The 18,779-nt window shown below is 65.1% G+C and carries 17 protein-coding genes; 14 read left to right on the forward strand and 3 right to left on the reverse strand.

What is annotated here, in order from left to right; genetic code table 11:
* Positions 1-43 precede the first annotated feature (43 nt).
* The 4 genes from ACHMWQ_RS08960 (at position 44) to ACHMWQ_RS08975 (ending at position 3,738) form a co-directional block, all read left to right on the forward strand.
* Positions 44-790, forward strand: a complete 747-nt coding sequence (locus ACHMWQ_RS08960; protein WP_396307190.1) for an amino acid ABC transporter permease — start codon at positions 44-46, stop codon at positions 788-790.
* Positions 787-1,575 (forward strand): amino acid ABC transporter ATP-binding protein, encoded by a 789-nt coding sequence (locus ACHMWQ_RS08965; RefSeq protein WP_396307191.1) that lies wholly within the window; start codon positions 787-789, stop codon positions 1,573-1,575. The genes ACHMWQ_RS08960 and ACHMWQ_RS08965 overlap by 4 nt, the downstream gene beginning before the upstream one ends.
* A 39-nt stretch (positions 1,576-1,614) precedes the next feature.
* Positions 1,615-2,469 carry an ABC transporter substrate-binding protein gene (locus ACHMWQ_RS08970; protein WP_266331067.1) on the forward strand — a complete coding sequence of 285 codons (855 nt, stop codon included), beginning with the start codon at positions 1,615-1,617 and terminating at the stop codon, positions 2,467-2,469.
* Positions 2,470-2,751: 282 nt separating this feature from the next.
* A complete protein-coding gene (locus ACHMWQ_RS08975) occupies positions 2,752-3,738 on the forward strand; it encodes an aldo/keto reductase (protein ID WP_396307192.1) in 987 nt (328 codons plus the stop codon).
* A gap of 82 nt (positions 3,739-3,820) precedes the next feature.
* Here ACHMWQ_RS08975 and ACHMWQ_RS08980 read toward each other — a convergent pair whose 3' ends face one another.
* Both ACHMWQ_RS08980 and ACHMWQ_RS08985 read right to left on the reverse strand, forming a co-directional pair.
* Positions 3,821-4,477 carry a DapH/DapD/GlmU-related protein gene (locus tag ACHMWQ_RS08980; protein ID WP_396307193.1) on the reverse strand — a complete coding sequence of 219 codons (657 nt, stop codon included), beginning with the start codon at positions 4,475-4,477 and terminating at the stop codon, positions 3,821-3,823.
* Positions 4,474-5,616 carry an alpha-D-ribose 1-methylphosphonate 5-triphosphate diphosphatase gene (locus tag ACHMWQ_RS08985; RefSeq protein ID WP_396307194.1) on the reverse strand — a complete coding sequence of 381 codons (1,143 nt, stop codon included), beginning with the start codon at positions 5,614-5,616 and terminating at the stop codon, positions 4,474-4,476. The genes ACHMWQ_RS08980 and ACHMWQ_RS08985 overlap by 4 nt, the downstream gene beginning before the upstream one ends.
* A gap of 242 nt (positions 5,617-5,858) precedes the next feature.
* Between ACHMWQ_RS08985 and ACHMWQ_RS08990 the strand changes: the two genes are divergently transcribed.
* The 5 genes from ACHMWQ_RS08990 to ACHMWQ_RS09010 all read left to right on the forward strand — a co-directional run bounded on the left by ACHMWQ_RS08990 (position 5,859) and on the right by ACHMWQ_RS09010 (position 11,910).
* Positions 5,859-6,869, forward strand: a complete 1,011-nt coding sequence (locus ACHMWQ_RS08990) for a LacI family DNA-binding transcriptional regulator (protein ID WP_396307195.1) — start codon at positions 5,859-5,861, stop codon at positions 6,867-6,869.
* A 52-nt stretch (positions 6,870-6,921) separates the two neighbouring features.
* Positions 6,922-8,235: an ABC transporter substrate-binding protein gene (locus ACHMWQ_RS08995; RefSeq protein WP_396307196.1), complete on the forward strand. Its 1,314-nt coding sequence runs from the start codon at positions 6,922-6,924 to the stop codon at positions 8,233-8,235.
* Positions 8,236-8,343: 108 nt separating this feature from the next.
* Positions 8,344-9,300: a carbohydrate ABC transporter permease gene (locus tag ACHMWQ_RS09000; protein ID WP_396307197.1), complete on the forward strand. Its 957-nt coding sequence runs from the start codon at positions 8,344-8,346 to the stop codon at positions 9,298-9,300.
* On the forward strand, positions 9,297-10,190 hold the full coding sequence (locus tag ACHMWQ_RS09005) for a carbohydrate ABC transporter permease (RefSeq protein ID WP_396307198.1): 894 nt from the start codon (positions 9,297-9,299) through the stop codon (positions 10,188-10,190). The genes ACHMWQ_RS09000 and ACHMWQ_RS09005 overlap by 4 nt, the downstream gene beginning before the upstream one ends.
* Positions 10,191-10,230: 40 nt before the next feature.
* Positions 10,231-11,910, forward strand: coding sequence for a GH32 C-terminal domain-containing protein (locus ACHMWQ_RS09010; RefSeq protein WP_396307199.1), 1,680 nt, complete (start codon positions 10,231-10,233; stop codon positions 11,908-11,910).
* 18 nt (positions 11,911-11,928) lie between these two features.
* Here ACHMWQ_RS09010 and ACHMWQ_RS09015 read toward each other — a convergent pair whose 3' ends face one another.
* Entirely contained in the window at positions 11,929-12,531 is a 603-nt protein-coding gene (locus ACHMWQ_RS09015) for a TetR/AcrR family transcriptional regulator (RefSeq protein ID WP_396307200.1), read from the reverse strand.
* A gap of 88 nt (positions 12,532-12,619) precedes the next feature.
* On the opposite strand from ACHMWQ_RS09015, the gene ACHMWQ_RS09020 reads away from it, so the two are divergent.
* The 5 genes from ACHMWQ_RS09020 (at position 12,620) to ACHMWQ_RS09040 (ending at position 18,715) form a co-directional block, all read left to right on the forward strand.
* On the forward strand, positions 12,620-14,131 hold the full coding sequence (locus tag ACHMWQ_RS09020) for an MFS transporter (RefSeq protein WP_396307201.1): 1,512 nt from the start codon (positions 12,620-12,622) through the stop codon (positions 14,129-14,131).
* Positions 14,132-14,351: 220 nt separating this feature from the next.
* Complete coding sequence (locus ACHMWQ_RS09025) at positions 14,352-15,236, forward strand: AraC family transcriptional regulator (protein ID WP_354552484.1); 885 nt, start codon at positions 14,352-14,354, stop codon at positions 15,234-15,236.
* Between the two features lie 242 nt (positions 15,237-15,478).
* The gene (locus tag ACHMWQ_RS09030) at positions 15,479-16,549 is read left to right on the forward strand and encodes a sugar ABC transporter substrate-binding protein (protein ID WP_354552485.1); all 1,071 of its coding nucleotides are present in this window, start codon (positions 15,479-15,481) and stop codon (positions 16,547-16,549) included.
* A gap of 73 nt (positions 16,550-16,622) precedes the next feature.
* Complete coding sequence (locus ACHMWQ_RS09035; protein WP_396307202.1) at positions 16,623-17,465, forward strand: ATP-binding cassette domain-containing protein; 843 nt, start codon at positions 16,623-16,625, stop codon at positions 17,463-17,465.
* Positions 17,462-18,715, forward strand: a complete 1,254-nt coding sequence (locus ACHMWQ_RS09040; protein WP_396307203.1) for a sugar ABC transporter permease — start codon at positions 17,462-17,464, stop codon at positions 18,713-18,715. The genes ACHMWQ_RS09035 and ACHMWQ_RS09040 overlap by 4 nt, the downstream gene beginning before the upstream one ends.
* The last annotated feature ends 64 nt before the right edge of the window (positions 18,716-18,779 follow it).

The following is an 18,779-nucleotide window of genomic DNA, read 5'->3' on the forward strand; positions in this document are numbered from 1 at the left end:
TGAAAAACGACCGTGCATCTATGACTGATACGGAAGGCGTCCTGTGCTGACGACATTCATCAACCTGTTCAATTTCGAAGGGATCGGGGACTATTTCCCGGATCTGATACGCGGCGCCGCCATCAGCCTGCAGCTTACCTTCTGCGTCATGCTTATCGCCCTGCCTTTGGGGCTGTTGCTGGCGCTGGCGAAGATCGGGCGCTCGCGAATTCTACGCATCATGGCTTCGTTCTACATCGAGGTCGTGCGCGGCACGCCCTGCCTGCTGCAACTCTTCTATATCTACTTCGTGCTGCCGGCCTTCGGCATCCGCTTTGATCCCTTCATGGCCGGTGTCATCGGCCTGTCGATCAACTACTCGGCCTATCTCGCCGAGGTGTATCGCGCCGGCATCGTCGCCATCCCGCATGGCCAGGTCGAGGCCGCCAAGGCGCTCGGCATGTCGCGCCGCAAGATGCTGCGCCTGATCATCCTGCCGCAGGCGATCCGCGTCGTCGTTCCGCCGCTCGGCAACTATTGCATCTCGCTGTTCAAGGATACGTCGCTGGTCTCCATCGTAACGGTGCGGGAACTGATCTTCACCGGCCAGATCATCTCGTCGACGAATTTTCAGTACTTCACCGTCTTCACGATCATCGGCGCCATCTACCTGTTCTTCTCCTATCCGGCGGCGCTGTTCGTCCGCTACCTGGAAAAGCGCATGGCGATCGGCGCACGCCGCCCGGTCGTGGTGCCGACCGACGTCGCCCCGATTGCCGTCGACGCTGTCGAAGGGACCACCAAGTCATGATCCGCCTCGATCGCATCAACAAGCATTTCGGCGCCCATCACGTGCTGAAGGACGTCTCGCTGACCGTCGACAAGGCGGAAGTCGTCTGCGTCATCGGCCCGTCCGGCTCGGGCAAGTCGACGATGCTTCGCTGCATCAACAACATGGAAGAGATCGGCAGCGGCACGATCACCATCGATGGCCAGCCCGTCTATCGCTACGAGAAGGACGGCAAGCTCGTCATCGACAGCGAGAAGCAGGTCGAGGCGATCCGCGCCAAGGTCGGCATGGTGTTCCAGTCCTTCAACCTGTTTCCGCATCTGACCGTGACGGAGAACATCACCGTCGCGCCGATCCATGTGCTGGGACGGTCGCGCGGCGAGGCGACGGATATTGCGCTCGGCCTCCTGGAAAAGGTCGGCCTCGTCATGAAGGCGCAGGCCTATCCGCACGAGCTTTCCGGCGGCCAACAGCAGCGCGTGGCGATTGCTCGCGCCTTGGCCATGCGGCCGAAGGCGATCCTGTTCGACGAGGTTACCTCGGCGTTGGATCCCGAACTGGTCGGCGAAGTGCTGCGCGTCATGCGGGCGCTCGCCGACGAGGGCATGACGATGGTCGTCGTCACGCATGAGATGGGCTTTGCCCGCGACGTGTCCGACCGCGTCGTGTTCATGGCCGACGGCAAGATCGTCGAGAGCGGCAAGCCGCACGAGCTTTTCTCCGCGCCGCAGCAGGAGCGGACGCGGGACTTTCTGCGATCTGTCCTCGAGCGCAACCGGGAAATGGGCGCCGCGGCCAGTCGATAGAGCGTTAGCCTTCAACAATAACAACGAGGGGACTATCCAGTGAAACTGACCAGTTTTGTTCTTGCTTCGGTCGTGGCCGGCGTCATGTCGGCGTCGGTCGCATGGGCCGGCGACATCGGCGTCGGCAACGCCACCTATGATGGCGGTGACGGCTCCTACAAGCGCGCCCGCGACGAAGGCATCACGCTGCTGATCGCCGCGGATCCGCCGAATACCTTCCAGGACGAGAAGACCAAGGAATATGACGGCACCGACGTCCGCATCTTCCGCGAGATCACCAAGCGCCTCGGCATCGAGAAGGTGACCTGGCAACTCATCCCCTTCGACGCGATGGTGCCGACGCTGCTTTCCAAGCGTGGCGACGTGATCGTCGACAATCTGCATGAGAACGAGAAGCGCCTGAAGGTGCTGGCCTTCACCGGCCCGTCCTACTGGTATGGCTCGGGCGTCACGGTCGCCAAGGGAAACCCGCTCAACATCCATAGCTGGGACGACTTCGCCGGCAAGACGGTGGGAACGCTGCGCGGCTCGGTCAATCACGGCCTGCTCGAGAAGCGCACCGACCTGAAGGAACTCAAGCTCTATACGAGCAACGAGGCCGAGTTCTCCGACATCATCGCCGGCCGTCTCGACGTCGGCATGGAAGACGACATCAAGGTCGGCCAGTTCCTGAAGAAGCACCCGGACGCCGCCATGGAGCTGGTTTCCGACTACAAGCCGCTTCCCGAGGAATATGGCTATGCCCGCTACGCGCTGCGCAAGGAGGACGTCGACCTGAACAGCGCCATCTCGCGCGCTCTGGCCGAAATCCGCGCCGATGGCACCATGTCCGCCATCATCAAGGAATTCGGCTACACCGACCGCAATCTCTGGTTCTTCCCGGTCGACAAGTAATCCCTTCCTCGCCGGTCCCGTGATCGGCGAGGTTCTGATCGACTCCCTGACAGGCCGGCTCACGCCGGCCTGTTTTCGTTGGGATAGTCCGCATTGCATTTGCTTCCCGCGCCAAGTCGCGCAAGGGTAGGGTGCGTCGACCCGCCGTCGCGCCGCAGTCCGAGCGACCCGCGTTGTCGGGAACCGCGGACGATCCTCGGCCGGGTCCCTGACGAACCAATTGGGAGCACGCGCATCAAGCGCGACACGGCCCTCCGGCCGGTGGAAACGAAAGAACATGACATGAAGAAGCGGCAGCTTGGGCGCACGGGCGCTCAGATCTCGGAAATCGGCTTCGGCGCCTGGCAGATCGGCGGATCCTGGGGCGACGTCAGCGAGGAAGACGGCAAGAAGGCGCTGAATGCGGCTCTCGACGCCGGCGTCACCTTCATCGACACCGCCGACGTCTATGGCGACGGCCGCTCCGAGAAGATCATCGCCGAAGTGCTGAAGGCGCGCGGCGGCGACCGTCCCTTCGTCGCCACCAAGGCGGGCCGCCGCCTCAACCCGCATGTCGCCGAGGGCTATACCGGCGCCAATATCGAGGCGTTCATCGATCGCAGCCTCAAGAATTTGCAGGTCGAGACGCTGGATCTCGTGCAGCTCCATTGCCCGCCGACCGACGTTTATTATCGCCCCGACTTTTTCGGCGAACTCGACGGCCTCGTGACCAAGGGCAAGATCCGCAATTACGGCGTTTCGGTCGAGCGGGTCGAGGAAGCGCTGAAGGCGATCGAGTATCCCAACGTCGCCACCGTCCAGATCATCTACAACATCTTCCGCCAGCGCCCGCAGGATCTCTTCTTCGCGGAAGCGAGCGAGAAGAATATCGGCGTCATCGTCCGGGTTCCGCTGGCATCCGGGCTGCTCTCGGGCAAGATCACCCGCGACACCGCCTTCCGGGCGGACGACCACCGCAACTTCAACCGGAATGGCGAGGCGTTCGACGTGGGCGAGACCTTTGCCGGCGTGCCGTTTGAGGTCGCGCTCCAGGCTGTCGAGGAATTGCGTCCGCTGCTGCCGGCCGATGTCGCGATGTCGACCTTTGCGCTGCGTTGGATCCTGCTGCAGCAGGCCGTGTCGGTGGTGATTCCGGGCGCCCGCAACGAAGCGCAGGCCCGGTCCAATGCCGCGGCCAGCGACGCGCCCGGCATCTCGCCGGAAAGCCGCGCCCGGATCGTCGAAATCTACGACCGGCTGGTCAAGCCGCACGTCCACCATCGCTGGTAGGCGTTGGGCCGGCCTGGTCCGGCCATCGCCATGAAACCGAAGCCCGGCCTGTCTCGCGACGGGCCGGTTTTTTTCTTGTCCGTCAGGCGGTAGGCTCGTGCTTGTCGAGGAAGGCCTCGATGTCGAGGCTTCTGAAATCGAGCAGCGCCTCGCGCAGCCGGGCATGCGGCCAGTCCCACCAGGCGAGCGCCATCAGCCTGTCCGCGATCGCTTCGGGGAAGCGCCGCTTGATCGGGTTGGCGGGCACGCCGGCGACGATCGTGTAGGGCTCGACCGGCTTCGACACCACGGCGCCGGCCGCGATAATGGCGCCGGTGCCGACGCTGACGCCGGCGAGCACGACTGCGCCGTGGCCGATCCAGACGTCATGCCCGATGGTGACGTGATGATCGCGGCGCCACTGGAAGAATGCGCTGTCGTCATCCTTGGCCATGCCATAGCGGCGGGCGCGATAGGTGAAATGATGCTGCGTCGCCCGCCACATGGGATGGTTGCCGGGATTGATCCGCGTCGATGCCGCGATCGAGCAGAACTTGCCGATCGTCGCGTAATTGACCATCGCGTCGCGGTCGAAATAGCTGAAATCGCCCATCTCGACCTCGTCGAGCAGCACGCGCTCGCCAATGTCGACATAGCTGCCAAGCTTCGAACGGGTCACCACGGCGGTCGGGTGGATATGGGTGTCGACGCCGAGGACGTTGCCGACTTCAGGGCTCGCCGCATCCACCGCAACCGTCACGACCGGGCCTCGTCGGCGCGCCAGATCGAGCGGATGACGGGGTGGCCTTCGACCAGCCGGACGCGCAGTAGGTCGGCCCGCCGCCCCGGCTCAATCCGGCCGCGATCTGACAGCCTGACCATGTCGGCCGGCGTTGCGCTGACCGTCGCGACGGCCTGGGGCAGGGACATGCCGTTGGCCGCCAGCACGAAGGCGGCCTCAAGCAGGCTGGTCGGCACATAGTCGGAGGAGAGGGCGTCGAGCAGGCCGTTGGCGGCCAGTTCGGCGGCACTGACATTGCCGGAATGCGAGCGCCCGAGCACGACATTCGGCCCGCCCATGACGATCTTCATGCCGCGTGCGCGCGCCTGCTCGGCCGCCTCTAGCGTCGTTGGGAATTCGGAGATCGCGACGCCCTCCTGCCGGGCGCGATCGACCTCGTCCGACGTGGTGTCGTCATGGCTGGCAAGGGGAATGCCGCGCGCCGCCGCCTGTCGGCGGATCTCGGCGCGCTGCGGCGCCGAATAGGTTTCGCGGTCGGCGCGCCGCTGCGCGATATAGGCGTCGAACTCCGCATCGGTCCAGACCCGGCCACTCTTCTTGCGGCGGAAGGCGCGATAGATGGCGAGGTCGCTCCACTGGCCTTGGCCGGGCGTGTGATCCATCAGGCTGATCAGGCCGAGGCGCGGATGGTCGGCATAGCGGCCGAAGATATCGAGCGCGCCGGCGTCGGAAATCTCGCAGCGGAAATGCAGGAAATGGTCGGCCTTGAGCAGGCCATGCGCCCGCGCCGCATCGAGGTTCTCGATGCTCTTGCTGATCATGGCGCGACGCTCGCCGCCGGTGTCGTAATCGCCCAGCGAAATGGCGTCGTAGACTGTGGTGATGCCGGCGCCGAACATGTCGCGGTCATGCGCCAGCACCGCGCCGATGGCCGAGGGCCAGGCGACGGCCGGACGCGGCGCGAAGTGGCGCTCCAGATTGTCGGTGTGGACGTCGATCAGCCCGGGCAGCAGGAAATCGCCGTCCCCGTCAATCGCGCCCGCGAGGGTGCCGGGATCGGAGTCGATCGCCTGGATCTGGCCATCCTCGATGGTGACGCTGCCCTGTACGACCTCGTTCGGGAGGACGATCTGGAAATTGTTCAGGACGGTGTGCATGGCGATCCGGGAGGCATGACAGGTGAGGGGGCTGCTTGTCGCGCCCGATGGGCTGCACCTAAGCCTGCTTTGTTGCGGTTTCGTGACGGGTGGGCTGGCCGGGAAGCAGGGGAGACGCAGCCAGCCGCAGTGCGTGAGCCGAGGCAGGTGATGTGGCGAACGTAGGGCCGGCGACGGGGCCGATTGACAGCAACAGTACCTCCATGCAATTTGGGTAAACGATAACTCAGAGCCAAACGCCAATGGCCGACGCCAAAGTCTCAATGCAGGATATTGCCGGCCGGCTGGGCGTCTCGGTGAAAACCGTTTCGGGCGCGCTGCATGGTGGCTCCATCCGCATGTCGGACGAGACGCGCCAGAAGATCAAGGCGCTGGCGGATGAACTGGGCTATGTCCCCAACCTGGTGGCGCGCGGTATGCGCCAGGGCTTCCTGCCGATCCTCGGCATCGTCGCTGATGGCCTGATCACCCAGCCCTTCGCCACCGAGATCATGCGCTCCTTCGATAATGCCGCGCGGGCCGATGGGCTCTCGGTCGTGGTCACCAATATCGGCGGCCGCACGGTCGAGGCGAGCGTCGCGGAACTGCAGCGACTGATGCCGCGCACCATCGCCTATGCGAGCATGTATCATCAGGTCGTCAGCATCCCGGACTCACTGCGGGGCGTGATCTCGCTGATGATCAACTGCCGCGACGAGGCGGGTCTCATCCCGTCGCTGGTGCCGGCCGAGCAGGATGCGGCCGAGACGATCGTCGAGCATCTTTTCGCGCATGATCGGCGGAAGATCGCCTTCCTGAACCTGCCGGGCCTGATCGCCGCCCGGATGCGCGAGGACGGCTTCCGCGCCGCCCATGCGGCGCGCGGCATCGAGGTCCAGGAAGCGTGGATACTGCCGGCGACGCGCGGTCCGCTCTATGCCGATCGCGCCCGCAGCCTGGTGCGCGAGCACGTCGCGGCGCTGTTTTCCGGGCCTGCACGGCCGGATGCGATCCTCTGCGGCAATGACCGTGTCGCCATGGAAGTCTATGGCGCGCTGCGGCGGCAGGGCCTCGATATTCCCGAGGACGTGTCGATCGCCAGCTTCGACAACCAGGTCGAGATCGCGGCAAGGCTCGACCCGCCGCTGACGACCATGGAACTGCCGCACCGCGCCATCGGTCGCCGCGCGGGCGAAATCCTGTCCGGCCACAGAAAGCCGTTGCAGAAGGTCGACGAAATTCCGTTTCGCCTCGTGGAGCGTGCCTCGGTCTGAGGTGACGAAACGGTTGAATTGAGCAAAACAGCTAGATTGGGAGGAGTTTGCAATGTCTGCTACTTTGGGTAATCGTTTACTGAAGAGCCTCGGCGCCGCGTCGGCGCTGAGCATCGTGGTCGGTGCGGGGCTTTCGGGCGCCCAGGCGGCCGAGCTCAAGGTGATGTTCCAGGGTGACCCCTATGAAGTCACCATCATCACCGATGTCGCCAAGCGCTTCGAGGCGGCCAATCCCGGCACCACGGTGCAGCTGATCAACACGCCGCACGACGCCTATAACGAGAAGATTGGCGCGGCTGTCTCGGCCGGTTCGCTTCCCGACATCCTTCAGCTCGATGCGCCCTTCCTGGCCAATTACGTCTGGTCCGGCTTCCTGCAGCCGGTCGGCAACCTGCTCGACAAGGCGCTGGTCGACGACATGACGGCGTCGAACGTCGCCCAGGGCACCTATCCGATCGACAAGGCGCTCTATGCCATCGGCCTGACCGACAGCACGGTCGCGCTCTATGGCAGCCGCAAGCAGCTCGAGGAACTGAAGATCCGCATCCCGACCTCGGTCGAGGATGCCTGGACCCGCGACGAGTTCGAGGCGGCGCTGAAGACGCTGTCGACCGCGCCGGGCGTCAAGTGGCCGCTCGACCTGTTCCGATCCTATGGCAGCAAGACCGAGTGGATCACCTATGCCTATGAGCCGATCCTGGTCTCGATGGGCTGCGACGTGATCGACCGTACCAGCTGGAAGGCAACCCGCACGCTCGACGGCAAGGCCTGCGTCGACGCCGCGACCGAGATGCAGAATTGGGTCAAGCAGGGCTGGGTCGTGCCGCAATCGGCAGGACAGAACCAGTTCTACGCCGAAGGTCGTCCGGCGGCGCTCGCCTGGGGCGGTCACTGGTTCTACGCCGAGGCCAACGCCAAGATGGGCGACGACGTCGTCGTCATGCCGCTGCCGAAGTTCGGCGAGAAGGGCGTCAGCCCGAACGGCACCTGGATCTGGTCGGTCGCCAAGACCGCGTCCGATCCGGCCGCCGCCGGCAAGTTCCTGAGCTTCATGCTTCAGGATCCGGCCTATCGCGAGGCCTACAAGGCGCATGCCGGCTTCCCCGGCCTGAAGTCCTTCGCCGCCGCCTCGCCGCTCTATGCCGACAAGGGCGCGATGGCCGTTGCCTTCGAGCAGGCCGGCAAGACCGCCGTCGCGCGTCCGCCGCATCCGGCTTACCCGACCATCACGCTCGCCTTCCAGAACGCGATGACCAACATCTTCGACGGCGCCGATCCGCAGGCCGAGCTCAGCAAGGCCGCCAAGAAGATCGACGACGATATCCTGGACAATGACGGCTACCAGCCGTTCGGCAAGGCCGAGTAGTCACACAGGGCCCGGCCGCGCCCTGATACGCGGCCAGGGATCTCCTTCAAGAAAGACCCGGTCGCGCCCCGACGCGCGGCCGGGAAACAAGTTCCGGGAGGCATCATTATGTCGAGCCAAGCGTCCCCCATGCCGGGTTCGGCATCGCAGGGGCCCATCCGCGCCGCCATGCCGCGTCGCAAGCCGCCGATCTGGGGCGGCCGTCTGCAGGAACTGGGCATGCTGCTGCCCGCCTGCATCCTGATTGCACTTTTCCTGCTTCTGCCGTTCCTCTCGTCCTTCGAGATCGCGCTGACCAATCAGCGCCTGATCCCGCGCCCGGTGCCGGTGCGCTTCGTCGGGCTCGGCAATTTCCAGCAGATCCTGACGGATTCCGCCTTCTGGACGGCGCTGTGGAACGTCACGCGCTTCACGGTGATGGTGCTGCCGATCCAGTGCGGCTTCGCGCTGGCGATCGCGCTGCTGCTGAACCAGAAGCTGCCCTTCCGCAATTTCTTCCGCGGCCTGTTCTTCCTGCCGGCGATCACCTCGATGGTGGTGGTCTGCGTGATCTGGTCGACGCTTTTCCAGTACCCGACCGGCCCGTTCAACCAGATCGTCGGCTTCCTCTCCTTCGGGCTGGTGAGCCCGATCGACTGGCTCGGCGATCCGACATGGGCGATGCCGTCGATCGTGCTGCTCTCGGCCTGGCAGGCCTATGGCTTCCAGATGATCGTCTATCTGGCCGGCCTGCAGAACATTCCTGAGACGCTCTATGAGGCGGCCGAACTCGACGGCGCCAACGCATGGCAGCGCTTCTGGAACGTCACCATGCCGAGCCTGCGCCAGACGCATATCTTCGTGCTGATCATCACCACCATCCAGGCGTTCAAGCTATTCACCCAGGTGAACATCCTGACCCAGGGCGGTCCGCGCGGCACCACCGACACGCTGGTCCACTACATGTTCACGGCCGGCTTCGTCGACCAGCGGCTGGGCCTCGCCTCGGCCGTCGCCATTCTCCTGTTCCTGATCGTGCTGGTCGTCTCGCTCGTTCAGCGCTTCGTCGTGAGGGATCGTCGATGAGCACCGTGGTTTCCGCTTCCACCCCGTCGCCGGTCGCCAAGGTCTCGGCCCGGCCGGATATCGGCGCGATCGTCAAGTTCGTCGCCGTGCTGATCATCGCGCTGGTGGTGATCTCGCCCCTGTTCCTGCTGTTCGTCGCCAGCCTGAAGCCGGACCGCTTCCAGATCCTCGCCGATATGGGCAGCTTCCGCGCCTTCTGGGTGTCCGAACCGTCGCTGCAGAATTTCACCGATATCGCGACCTTCTCCGGTGCGCTGCCCTTCGGCCGCTATCTGGTCAACTCGCTGATCATCCTGTTCTGCACGGTGCTGGGCGGCGTGTTCCTGAACTCGATGGCCGCCTTCGTGCTGGCCTGGGGCCGGCTGCCGGGTCGGGCCGTGGTGCTTACCGCGCTGATCGGGCTCTACATCGTGCCGCAGGAATCGATCGTCCTGCCGCTGCTCAGCCTGGTCAACAAGGTCGGCCTCGGCGACAGCTTCGCGGCGCAGATCCTGCCCTGGATGGCGAGCCCGCTCTATATCTTCCTGATCTACCAGTTCTTCATCCAGGTGCCGCGTGACATCTATGACGCCGCCACGGTCGACGGCGCCTCGCCGTTCCGCATCTACTGGTCGGTGTTCCTGCCCTTGAGCCTGCCGGTCCTGGCCACCGTCGCCATCCTGCTCGGCATCGAGACCTGGAACCAGTATCTCTGGCCGCTGATGGTCACCCAGACCGATTATGCTCGCCCGATCTCGGTCGGCATCGCCAGCTTCTTCGGCCATGACAGCGTCTACTGGAACAGCGCCATGGCCGCGTCGGTGATGATGATGGTGCCGGTGCTGATCTTCTATCTCGCCTTCCAGAAATGGTTCGTCAGTTCCTTCATCAGCTCGGCCGTCAAGGGCTGACACCACCATGGATATTCTTGAGACAATGGAAGATCTTGCAATGACCGAGTTCGAAGCCGACCTGGACGCGGGCGATATCGTCCATCTCTGGCAGAAGGCGCCGTCGCGGACGGCGCTTTCCGAAGTCGTCGTCACCGGGGGCGGCAGCCAGCCGGTGCGCCGGGCGGGTGCGCATTCCGACGATTTCACGCGTTCGGTCTTCGAGGCGCCCGTGGCGGGAACCTACCGTTTCGGCTGGCAGGAGCCGGGAACGGCCGTGTCGCTGGCGTATAGCTTTGCGCCGTCGCGCGTGGCCGACGAAGGCGTGCGCCTGCTCCACACCACCGCGAAAAACCGCGCGAGCGAGGCTCGCTACAAGCTGCATTTCCAGTCGCCCTGGGGCTGGATGAACGATCCGAACGGCCTCTGCCAGATCGATGGCGCCAGCCACCTCTTCTACCAGCATTATCCGCACAGCCTGCGCTGGAACACGATGCACTGGGGCCATGCGGTCTCTGAGAATCTTGTCGACTGGATCGACCAGCCGATCTTCCTCGAGCCCCGCGCCGAGCTTCTGGCCGATAACGGGCTGACGGGCGGCGCCTTCTCCGGCTCGGCCATTCCGCATGCCGAGGGCGGCGTCCGCGTGTTCTATACGGACCGCGAGGACGACCGCGAGCCGAGCCAGGAATGGCAGATCACGACCGTGTCGCAGGACATGCTGTCGGTCGGACCTTCGACGCCCATCATCACCGACCGGCCGTCCATCCCGAATTTCGGCAAGGACATTCGCGATCCCTATGTCTTCAAGGGACCCGATGGGCTCTGGAAGATGGTCGTGGCCGGCGCTGATGATCGCGGCGGCCTGGTCTTGCTCTATGAAACGCGGGATCCCGAGGCGGCCGACGGCTGGACCTTTGTCGGCATCCTGCATCGCGAGCCGCTGTCGCGCAGTATCCCGGCCGAGTGTCCGGGCCTCGTGGCGCTCGATGGCGAGGGCGAGGGGCTCTACGCCCTAATCTTCGGCATCATCGGCTATCGCGACGAGGCGACCCGCCGCCGCAATCTGAGCTACGCCATTGTCGGCCGCTTCGACGGTCGCACCTTCGAGCCGATCGCGCGCCGCGAGGTCGATTTCGGCACCGACTGCTATGCGATCCAGGCATTCCAGCATGCGGATGGCCCGGTCGGCATCGCCTGGGCCGCGAACTGGACCGATGTCTTCAAGGATCGCGACTTTCCTTCCGCCATGACCTTCCCGCGCCGCTTCATCTGGCAGGACGGCCAGCTGCGCATGCCGCCGGTCGAGGGCGTCAAGGCATTGCGGACCGGCGTTGCCACCGAGGCTCTCGCCGGCGCCGGCTCGGTGCCGCTCGCGGGCGGCCTTGGGGAGATCGAGATCGAGCTTGCGACACCGGGCACGCCGTTCCGGCTCGACTTCGCCCATCCCGATCATGGCATCGCGCTGGTCTATGACGGCGCAGCGCTGGAACTGGTGTTCGATCCGCCGGGCAACCGCGTCGTGCCGCGCTACCTGACGCCGACCACCACGCTCAAGACCGTCCGCATTTTCGTCGATGTCGGCCTGATCGAGATCTATGCCGATGACGGCCTGCAATGCGCCACCAAGCGCATCGACAGCGACCAGCCGATCAGCGTGATTGAGCTTCATGTCGATCCGGCAGCAGTCGAGACCGCCAGGCTCTGGAACCTGCGGCCGAGGCTTGGTGCGGCCGCCTGAGCCGCGCGCATCGGCAGATCATCCGTCTTCCGAATTGGGGCCGGCCTGTTCCGGCCCCTTTTTCGTATCTGTGGCGCGGCCGTCCGGCACCAGCGCCCGGATGTCGGCGAAGATGGATTCCCAGGCCTCGTCATCGAACTGCGCGAGGCCGAGGCCGCGCAGCAGGAACGCCCCCTCGGCGGCCAGCACGGCCGTCAAGGCACGCCGTCCGCCCGGCGACTTCGTGTCGAGCTTGTCCAGCAGTTCCCGGTAATAGCCCTGGATCTCGCTCCGGTAGTCGGGCGTCTGCACCAAGCTCGCGAGCAGGGCGCTGGCGCGAATGGCAGAGAGCTCGTCTTCGCGATGGCTGGCGTCGACATGCGCCGCTGCCGTGGAGTGGGGTTCGTCCCCATGCGCGGCCAGATAGTCGCCGACCAGGCGTTCATAGGACTTTCCGGCACGCTCGAGCATGGCTTCGATCAGCGCATCCTTGGTGCCGAAGGAATAAAGCACGCCGCCCTTGCTGACGCCGGCCGCGCGCGCGACGGCGTCGATCGTCAGGCTGGTGACGCCACCCTTCGCGATCACGCGATCGGCCGCGTCCAGCAAACCTTCGCGATCGATCGTCGGCCGTCTGCCCATGTCTTTTCTCTTTTAATACCGTCTGGACGGATATATATGTCCGCTCCCCGACGCCGGCAATCCCTGTTGCGCGGGAATGGAGAAGAGAATGACTGTCGCGCCGCGCAATCGCTGGCTGGTGCTCACCGCCGTGATCCTGGCGTTCCTGCCCGTGGTCGTCGACATGACGATCCTGCATATCGCTGTCCCATCGCTGACCGTGGCCCTCCGCGCTTCGGGCACGGAAATCCTCTGGATCATCGACATCTATCCGCTGATCATGGCGGGGCTTCTCGTGCCGATGGGCACGCTGGGCGACCGTGTCGGTCATCGCCGGTTGATGCTAACCGGCCTGACGATCTTCACGCTGGCGTCCGTCTGCGCCGCGTTCTCGCAGACGGCGTTGATGCTGATCCTGGCGCGTGTCCTGCTGGCCATTGGCTCCTCAATGATCATCCCGAGCGTGCTGGCCATCATCCGCCAGACCTTCGAGGATCCGAAGGAGAGGGCGCTGGCGCTTGGCGTCTGGAGCACGGTCGCCTCGGCCGGCGCAGCGATCGGCCCGCTCGCCGGTGGCTTCCTGCTGGAGCATTTCTGGTGGGGATCGGTCTTCCTCATCAACGTGCCGATCATGCTGGTCGTGCTGCCGGTGGTGTATCTGTTCATTCCCAACCGGCCGCTTGCGGCCCAGGGCAGCTGGAAGATCGGGCATGCCCTGCTGCTGATCGCCGGCCTGATCTCCACCGTCTATGCGGTGAAGACCGGCTTCAAGGCGGGGCCGTCCGTCTGGGTCTTTGGCGTCCTGGTGATGGGTCTCGCCCTGATGGCCTGGTTCGCTCGGTTGCAGATCGTCGGTTCCGAGCCGCTGCTTGACCTGTCGCTGTTCCGCAAGCCGGCGATCTCGGTCGGCATGTTGATGGCCTTCGTTGCGTCCGGTTCGCTCGCCGGCTTCGAACTGCTGCTGGCGCAGGAACTGCAATATGTCTATGGCCGCACGCCGCTTGAGGCCGGACTGTTCATGATGCCGCTCGTCGTCGCCTCGGCGATTGCCGGCCCGATCGCCGGCAAGCTCGCCGGCCGCTTCGGCCTGCGCTGGCTCGGCTCGGCCGGTCTCGCCGCCGCGGCGACGGCATTGTTGGGCATCAGCCAGTCGAACATTGGCGGCGACGGCATCCTCATCGGTTGCCTGATGGCGGTGCTGGGCTTCTCGCTCGGTGTCGGCCTGTTGGCCTCGTCCGCCGCCATCATGGGCGCGGCGCCGGTCGAGAAGGCGGGCGCCGCCGGTTCGCTGGAGGCGACCGGCTACGAACTCGGCGCCGGCCTTGGCATTACGTTCTTCGGCGTCCTGCTCAGCACCATCTATCGCAGCCATTTCAGCAGCATGGCGGGTCTCGGGCCGGATCGCGAAGCGGCGTCCGGCTCGATCGGCGAGGCCATGGTGATCGCCCGGCAGGTCGGCGGTACGGAAGGAGAGGCGATCGCGGCGGCGGCCCGCACGGCTTTCGCCAGCGCGCATGGTTCCGTGCTGATGGTGACGGCCACCCTCATAGCGGTCCTGACGGTGGTGGTGTTCGTGGCCCTGCGCCACGAGAACGTCCCCGGTGCCACGGCGCACCCTTGACCGGGGGCCCGCTTTCAGCCCGGCCTGGTTCCGGGCTGAAGGTCCCGCGCGGCGTGCCAACGACGCGAGTCTTGCATCAAAAAAGTATCAGCGCGACGATGGGCGTTTGGTAGCGCCCCTCCGCGGGGCCTCCTAAGGTCGCGTTATGCAGAGACCGCGTAAGTCGGCCTGCGGGAGTTGGATGCCTTGGAAGGGCATCGAATGGGTGGGGAGGTCCGCCGTGACGCCAGATCTGGAAGTCGTGGATATTCGCCGCGGTGAATCCTACAAGGCTTGGGAGCACGGCTACCCGTTCCGCACGGTGCGCTGGCACTTTCATCCCGAATACGAACTGCATCATGTCGTCGCGACGCGCGGGCGCTATTTCGTCGGCGACTTCATCGGCGAGTTCGAGCCCGACAATCTGGTGCTGACAGGGCCGAACCTGCCGCACAACTGGATCAGCGACCTGCCGGAAGGCGCGACCGTGCCGCTGCGCTGCCGCATGGTGCTGTTCTCGCAGGAGTTCATCGGCAATCTGATGAGCGTGGCGCCAGAACTGGCAGCGTTCGACCGGGTCCTGGAGCAGAGCCGGCGCGGCGCCCTGTTCCAGCCGACGACGGCGGCCGAAGCGGCCCCGCTGATGAAGGAAATGATCGAGGCGCAGGGCATCCGCCGCATCGAGCTGTTCATCAATCTGATGGGCATACTGAGCCGGTCCAGCGACATGCGTCCGCTGGCCAGCTCGCATTATCTGCCCGATCCGTCCGGCTACATGTCGGTCGGCATCAACAAGGCGCTCGCCTATATCGGCGAGCATCTGACCGAACCCTTCAGCGAGACCGATCTCGCCCAGATCGCCGGGCAGAGCGCCAGCGCGTTTTCCCGCAGCTTTCGCCGCCATACCGGCATGGCGCTCGTGCAGTTCGTCAATCGCCTGCGCATCAACCTGGCCTGCCAACTGCTGATGAGCGACAGCGCGCAGCCGATCACCGAGATCTGCTACGCGGTCGGCTTCAACAATCTTTCCAATTTCAACCGCCAGTTCCTGACGCAGAAGGGCATGCCGCCCTCGCGGTTCCGGACGTTACTGGCGGAGAATTCAAGGGTGGCCAAAGCCGCCTGAGAGCCGCGGAGGAGCAGGAGGACGTCGATCTCGGTCGAAGCCCAAGGTGAAGCGCTTGCCCGTTTCGCCAAGGGGAATGCTTTTCCGAAATTCCAAGAAGAAGGCAGGGCAAGGCAGTCTTGACGCGACGATCCCTAGGGATCCGAGCCGAACTGGCAAATATCGGGATGTCCGAGACTTGCCGTGGACTGTCGGGCCGACAGCTTCTCATAAGCATAATATTGTCACAGGGAGAAGACGGAATGACCCAATTTGCTTGGAAGCGCGTTGCCGCGCTGGCGCTCGCGACATCGATGCTGGGCGGCCTCGCCGCAGCGGCGCACGCCGCGGAAGTCACGGACGCCACCGTGGCGTTCCTGATGCCCGACCAGGGCTCGACCCGTTACGAAGAGCATGACTATCCCGGCTTCAAGGCCGAGATGGCCAAGCTCTGCCCGGGCTGCAAGGTGATCTATCTCAATGCCGGCGCCGATGCGACGCGCCAGCAGCAGCAATTCAATTCGGTCATTTCGCAGGGCGCCAAGGCGATCGTGCTCGATCCCGTCGACTCCGCCGCCGCCGCCTCCCTGGTCCAGCTCGCCCAGAGCCAGGATATCAAGGTCGTGGCCTATGACCGTCCGATCCCGGACGCCAAGGCGGACTTCTACGTCTCCTTCAACAATGAGGGCATCGGCAAGGCGATCGCGGATTCGCTGGTCGAGGAGCTCAAGGCCCGCAACGTTTCGCCGGATGCCGGCGGCGTGCTGCAGATCAACGGCTCGCCGACCGACGCGGCCGCCGGCCTGATCAAGAAGGGCATCCATGCCGGCCTCGATAATAGCGGCTACAAGATCCTGGCCGAATACGACACGCCGGACTGGACGCCGGCCAAGGCGCAGGAATGGGCGAGCGGCCAGGTCACGCGCTTCGGCAACAAGATTGTCGGCATCGTCGCCGCCAATGACGGCACGGGCGGCGGCGCCATCGCGGCCCTCAAGGCAGCCGGCGTCGATCCGGTCCCGCCCGTCACGGGCAATGACGCAACAATCGCGGCCCTGCAGCTGATTATTGCGGGCGACCAGTTCAACACGATCTCCAAGCCGAGCGAGATCGTGGCGGCGGCCGCGGCCAATGTCGTGATGCAACTGCTGAAGGGCGAGACGCCGAAGGCGGAGATGGAGCTCTACAACACCCCGTCGCAGCTTTTCACCCCGGCTGTCGTCACGGCCAAGAACCTGAAGGCCGAGATCATCGACAAGAACATCACGCCGGCCGAAACGCTGTGCGTCGATCGTTATGTCGAGGGTTGCAAGGCGCTGGGCATCCTCAAGTAGGCGGCGCCGCCCGGCCTCATCCGGGGCCGGGCGGACACCGTTCCGCGAACATTCCTGCAGAGGCTTGCCAAGCATGACCAACACAGAGCAAGGCGCTCCCCCGCTTCAAGGCGCTCCTCCGGCCGGGGATCCGGTCCTCAGCCTCCGGGGCATTTCCAAGCATTTCGGCGCCGTTTCGGCCCTGACCGATATCGACCTCGACGTCCGCGCCGGCGAAGTCGTGGCGCTGGTCGGCGACAATGGCGCCGGCAAGTCGACGCTGGTGAAGATCCTTTCCGGCGTGCACCAGCCGAGCTCCGGCACCATCCGCTTTCAGGGCGAGACGGTAACGCTCGATGACCCGAGCGCGGCGCTGTCGCTGGGCATTGCGACCGTGTTCCAGGACCTCGCGCTCTGCGAAAACCTCGACGTCGTTGCCAACATCTTCCTGGGCAAGGAGCTCAATCCCCTGCAGATGGACGAGGTCTCGATGGAGACGCGTTCCTGGACCCTGCTGAACGAGCTTTCGGCCCGAATTCCCAGCGTCCGTGTCGCCGTCGCCTCGCTCTCGGGCGGACAGCGCCAGACGGTGGCGATCGCGCGCTCGCTGTTGCTCAACCCGAAGCTGATCCTGCTCGATGAGCCCACGGCAGCGCTCGGTGTCGCGCAGACGGCGGAAGTGCTGGACCTGATCGAGCGCGTGCGCGACCGCGGCCTCGCGGTGGTGATGATCAGCCACAATATGGAGGACGTTCGGGCCGTCGCGGATCGCGTCGTCGTGCTGCGCCTCGGCCGCAACAATGGCGAGTTCACCCCCGACGCCTCGAACGAGGAACTGGTGAGCGCCATCACCGGCGCTTCCAACAATTCGGTGTCCCGGCGCGCCGGCCGACGGCAGGCGCAGGCTGCCAGCCCCCACCCGGAGACTGGCCTATGACCGACAAGAGCAAAACCGGCGCCGCGCCGATGCTCGACCGTCGCGACGAGCGCGTCACCCATGCCGCCGGCATCAGCGATACCATCCGCGCCTTTCTCGACCGGGTCCGTTCCGGCGATCTCGGCATGCTGCCGGTCATTGTCGGCCTGGTCATCATCTGGACGGTCTTCTCCATCCTCAATCCGGTGTTCCTGAGCCCGAACAACCTGGTCAATCTGCTGTTCGATTCCTCGACGGTCGGCATCATCTCGCTCGGCATCGTCTGCATGCTGATGGTCGGCGAGATCGATCTTTCGGTCGGATCGGTCAGCGGCGTCGCCTCGGCGATCCTCGGCGTGCTCTGGGTCAACCAGGGTGTCCCGGCCGGTCTTGCCATCCTGGCGGCGGTGCTTTCGGGCGCGGCGATCGGCTATGTCTATGCCCAGCTGTTCAACCGCTTCGGCATGCCGAGTTTCGTTGCGACGCTGGCCGGCCTGCTCACCTTCCTCGGCCTGCAACTCTACCTTCTCGGCACGACAGGCTCGATCAATCTGCCCTATGGCTCGCCGCTGGTGCGGTTCGGCCAGCTGATGGTGATGCCGGCGATCGTGTCTGTCATCCTGGCCGCCGTTCCCGGCGCGGTGATGCTCTATACGGGCTATCGCACGGCCGCCCGCCGCCGCGCCGCCGGCCTGTCGTCGCAATCGTCGGGCGGGATCATCGCCCGCGCTGCCGCGGTGACGATCGTGGCTGAACTGGTCGTGCTCTATCTCAACCAGGGCCGCGGCGTGCCGTGGATGTTCGGCCTGTTCGTCGGTCTCGTGTTGGCGATGCAATATGCGCTGACTCGTACCCGCTGGGGTCGGTCGATGTTCGCGGTCGGCGGCAATCGCGAGGCGGCCCGGCGCGCCGGCATCAATGTCCGCGCCATCTACACCAGCGCCTTCGTTCTCTGTTCGACGCTGGCGGCTTTTGGCGGCGTGATGGCGGCGTCCAGGCTCGCATCCTCCAGCCAGCAAGCGGGCACCGGCGACGTCAATCTGAACGCGATCGCGGCGGCGGTTATCGGCGGCACCAGCCTGTTCGGCGGCCGCGGCAGCGCCTATTCCGCGCTACTCGGCATCATTGTGATCCAGTCGATCTCGAGCGGCCTGACCTTGCTCGATCTGTCGTCGTCGCTTCGCTACATGATCACCGGCGGCGTGCTCGCCATCGCGGTCATCGTCGACTCGCTCGCCCGTCGTTCGCGCGCCAGCCACGGTCGCGCCTGATCCGGAAAACCCGACTGGCGCCCATCCGGGCCGCGCCGGTCTCCATCCCTGCCGATGTCGGGCA

The sequence above is a fragment of the Kaistia sp. UC242_56 genome (genome assembly GCF_044452255.1).
GTDB lineage: Bacteria > Pseudomonadota > Alphaproteobacteria > Rhizobiales > Kaistiaceae > Kaistia > Kaistia defluvii_A.

What these genes read in the sequence shown, in the direction of transcription:
- ACHMWQ_RS09030 (WP_354552485.1), top strand. Translation starts at nt 15,479, where the DNA reads ATGACCCAATTTGCTTGGAAGCGCGTTGCCGCGCTGGCGCTCGCGACA.
- ACHMWQ_RS08965 (WP_396307191.1), top strand. Translation starts at nt 787, where the DNA reads ATGATCCGCCTCGATCGCATCAACAAGCATTTCGGCGCCCATCACGTG.
- ACHMWQ_RS09040 (WP_396307203.1), top strand. Translation starts at nt 17,462, where the DNA reads ATGACCGACAAGAGCAAAACCGGCGCCGCGCCGATGCTCGACCGTCGC.
- ACHMWQ_RS09000 (WP_396307197.1), top strand. Translation starts at nt 8,344, where the DNA reads ATGTCGAGCCAAGCGTCCCCCATGCCGGGTTCGGCATCGCAGGGGCCC.
- ACHMWQ_RS09020 (WP_396307201.1), top strand. Translation starts at nt 12,620, where the DNA reads ATGACTGTCGCGCCGCGCAATCGCTGGCTGGTGCTCACCGCCGTGATC.
- ACHMWQ_RS08990 (WP_396307195.1), top strand. Translation starts at nt 5,859, where the DNA reads ATGGCCGACGCCAAAGTCTCAATGCAGGATATTGCCGGCCGGCTGGGC.
- ACHMWQ_RS09010 (WP_396307199.1), top strand. Translation starts at nt 10,231, where the DNA reads ATGACCGAGTTCGAAGCCGACCTGGACGCGGGCGATATCGTCCATCTC.
- ACHMWQ_RS09035 (WP_396307202.1), top strand. Translation starts at nt 16,623, where the DNA reads ATGACCAACACAGAGCAAGGCGCTCCCCCGCTTCAAGGCGCTCCTCCG.
- ACHMWQ_RS08975 (WP_396307192.1), top strand. Translation starts at nt 2,752, where the DNA reads ATGAAGAAGCGGCAGCTTGGGCGCACGGGCGCTCAGATCTCGGAAATC.
- ACHMWQ_RS08985 (WP_396307194.1), bottom strand. Translation starts at nt 5,616, where the DNA reads ATGCACACCGTCCTGAACAATTTCCAGATCGTCCTCCCGAACGAGGTC.
- ACHMWQ_RS09015 (WP_396307200.1), bottom strand. Translation starts at nt 12,531, where the DNA reads ATGGGCAGACGGCCGACGATCGATCGCGAAGGTTTGCTGGACGCGGCC.
- ACHMWQ_RS09005 (WP_396307198.1), top strand. Translation starts at nt 9,297, where the DNA reads ATGAGCACCGTGGTTTCCGCTTCCACCCCGTCGCCGGTCGCCAAGGTC.
- ACHMWQ_RS08995 (WP_396307196.1), top strand. Translation starts at nt 6,922, where the DNA reads ATGTCTGCTACTTTGGGTAATCGTTTACTGAAGAGCCTCGGCGCCGCG.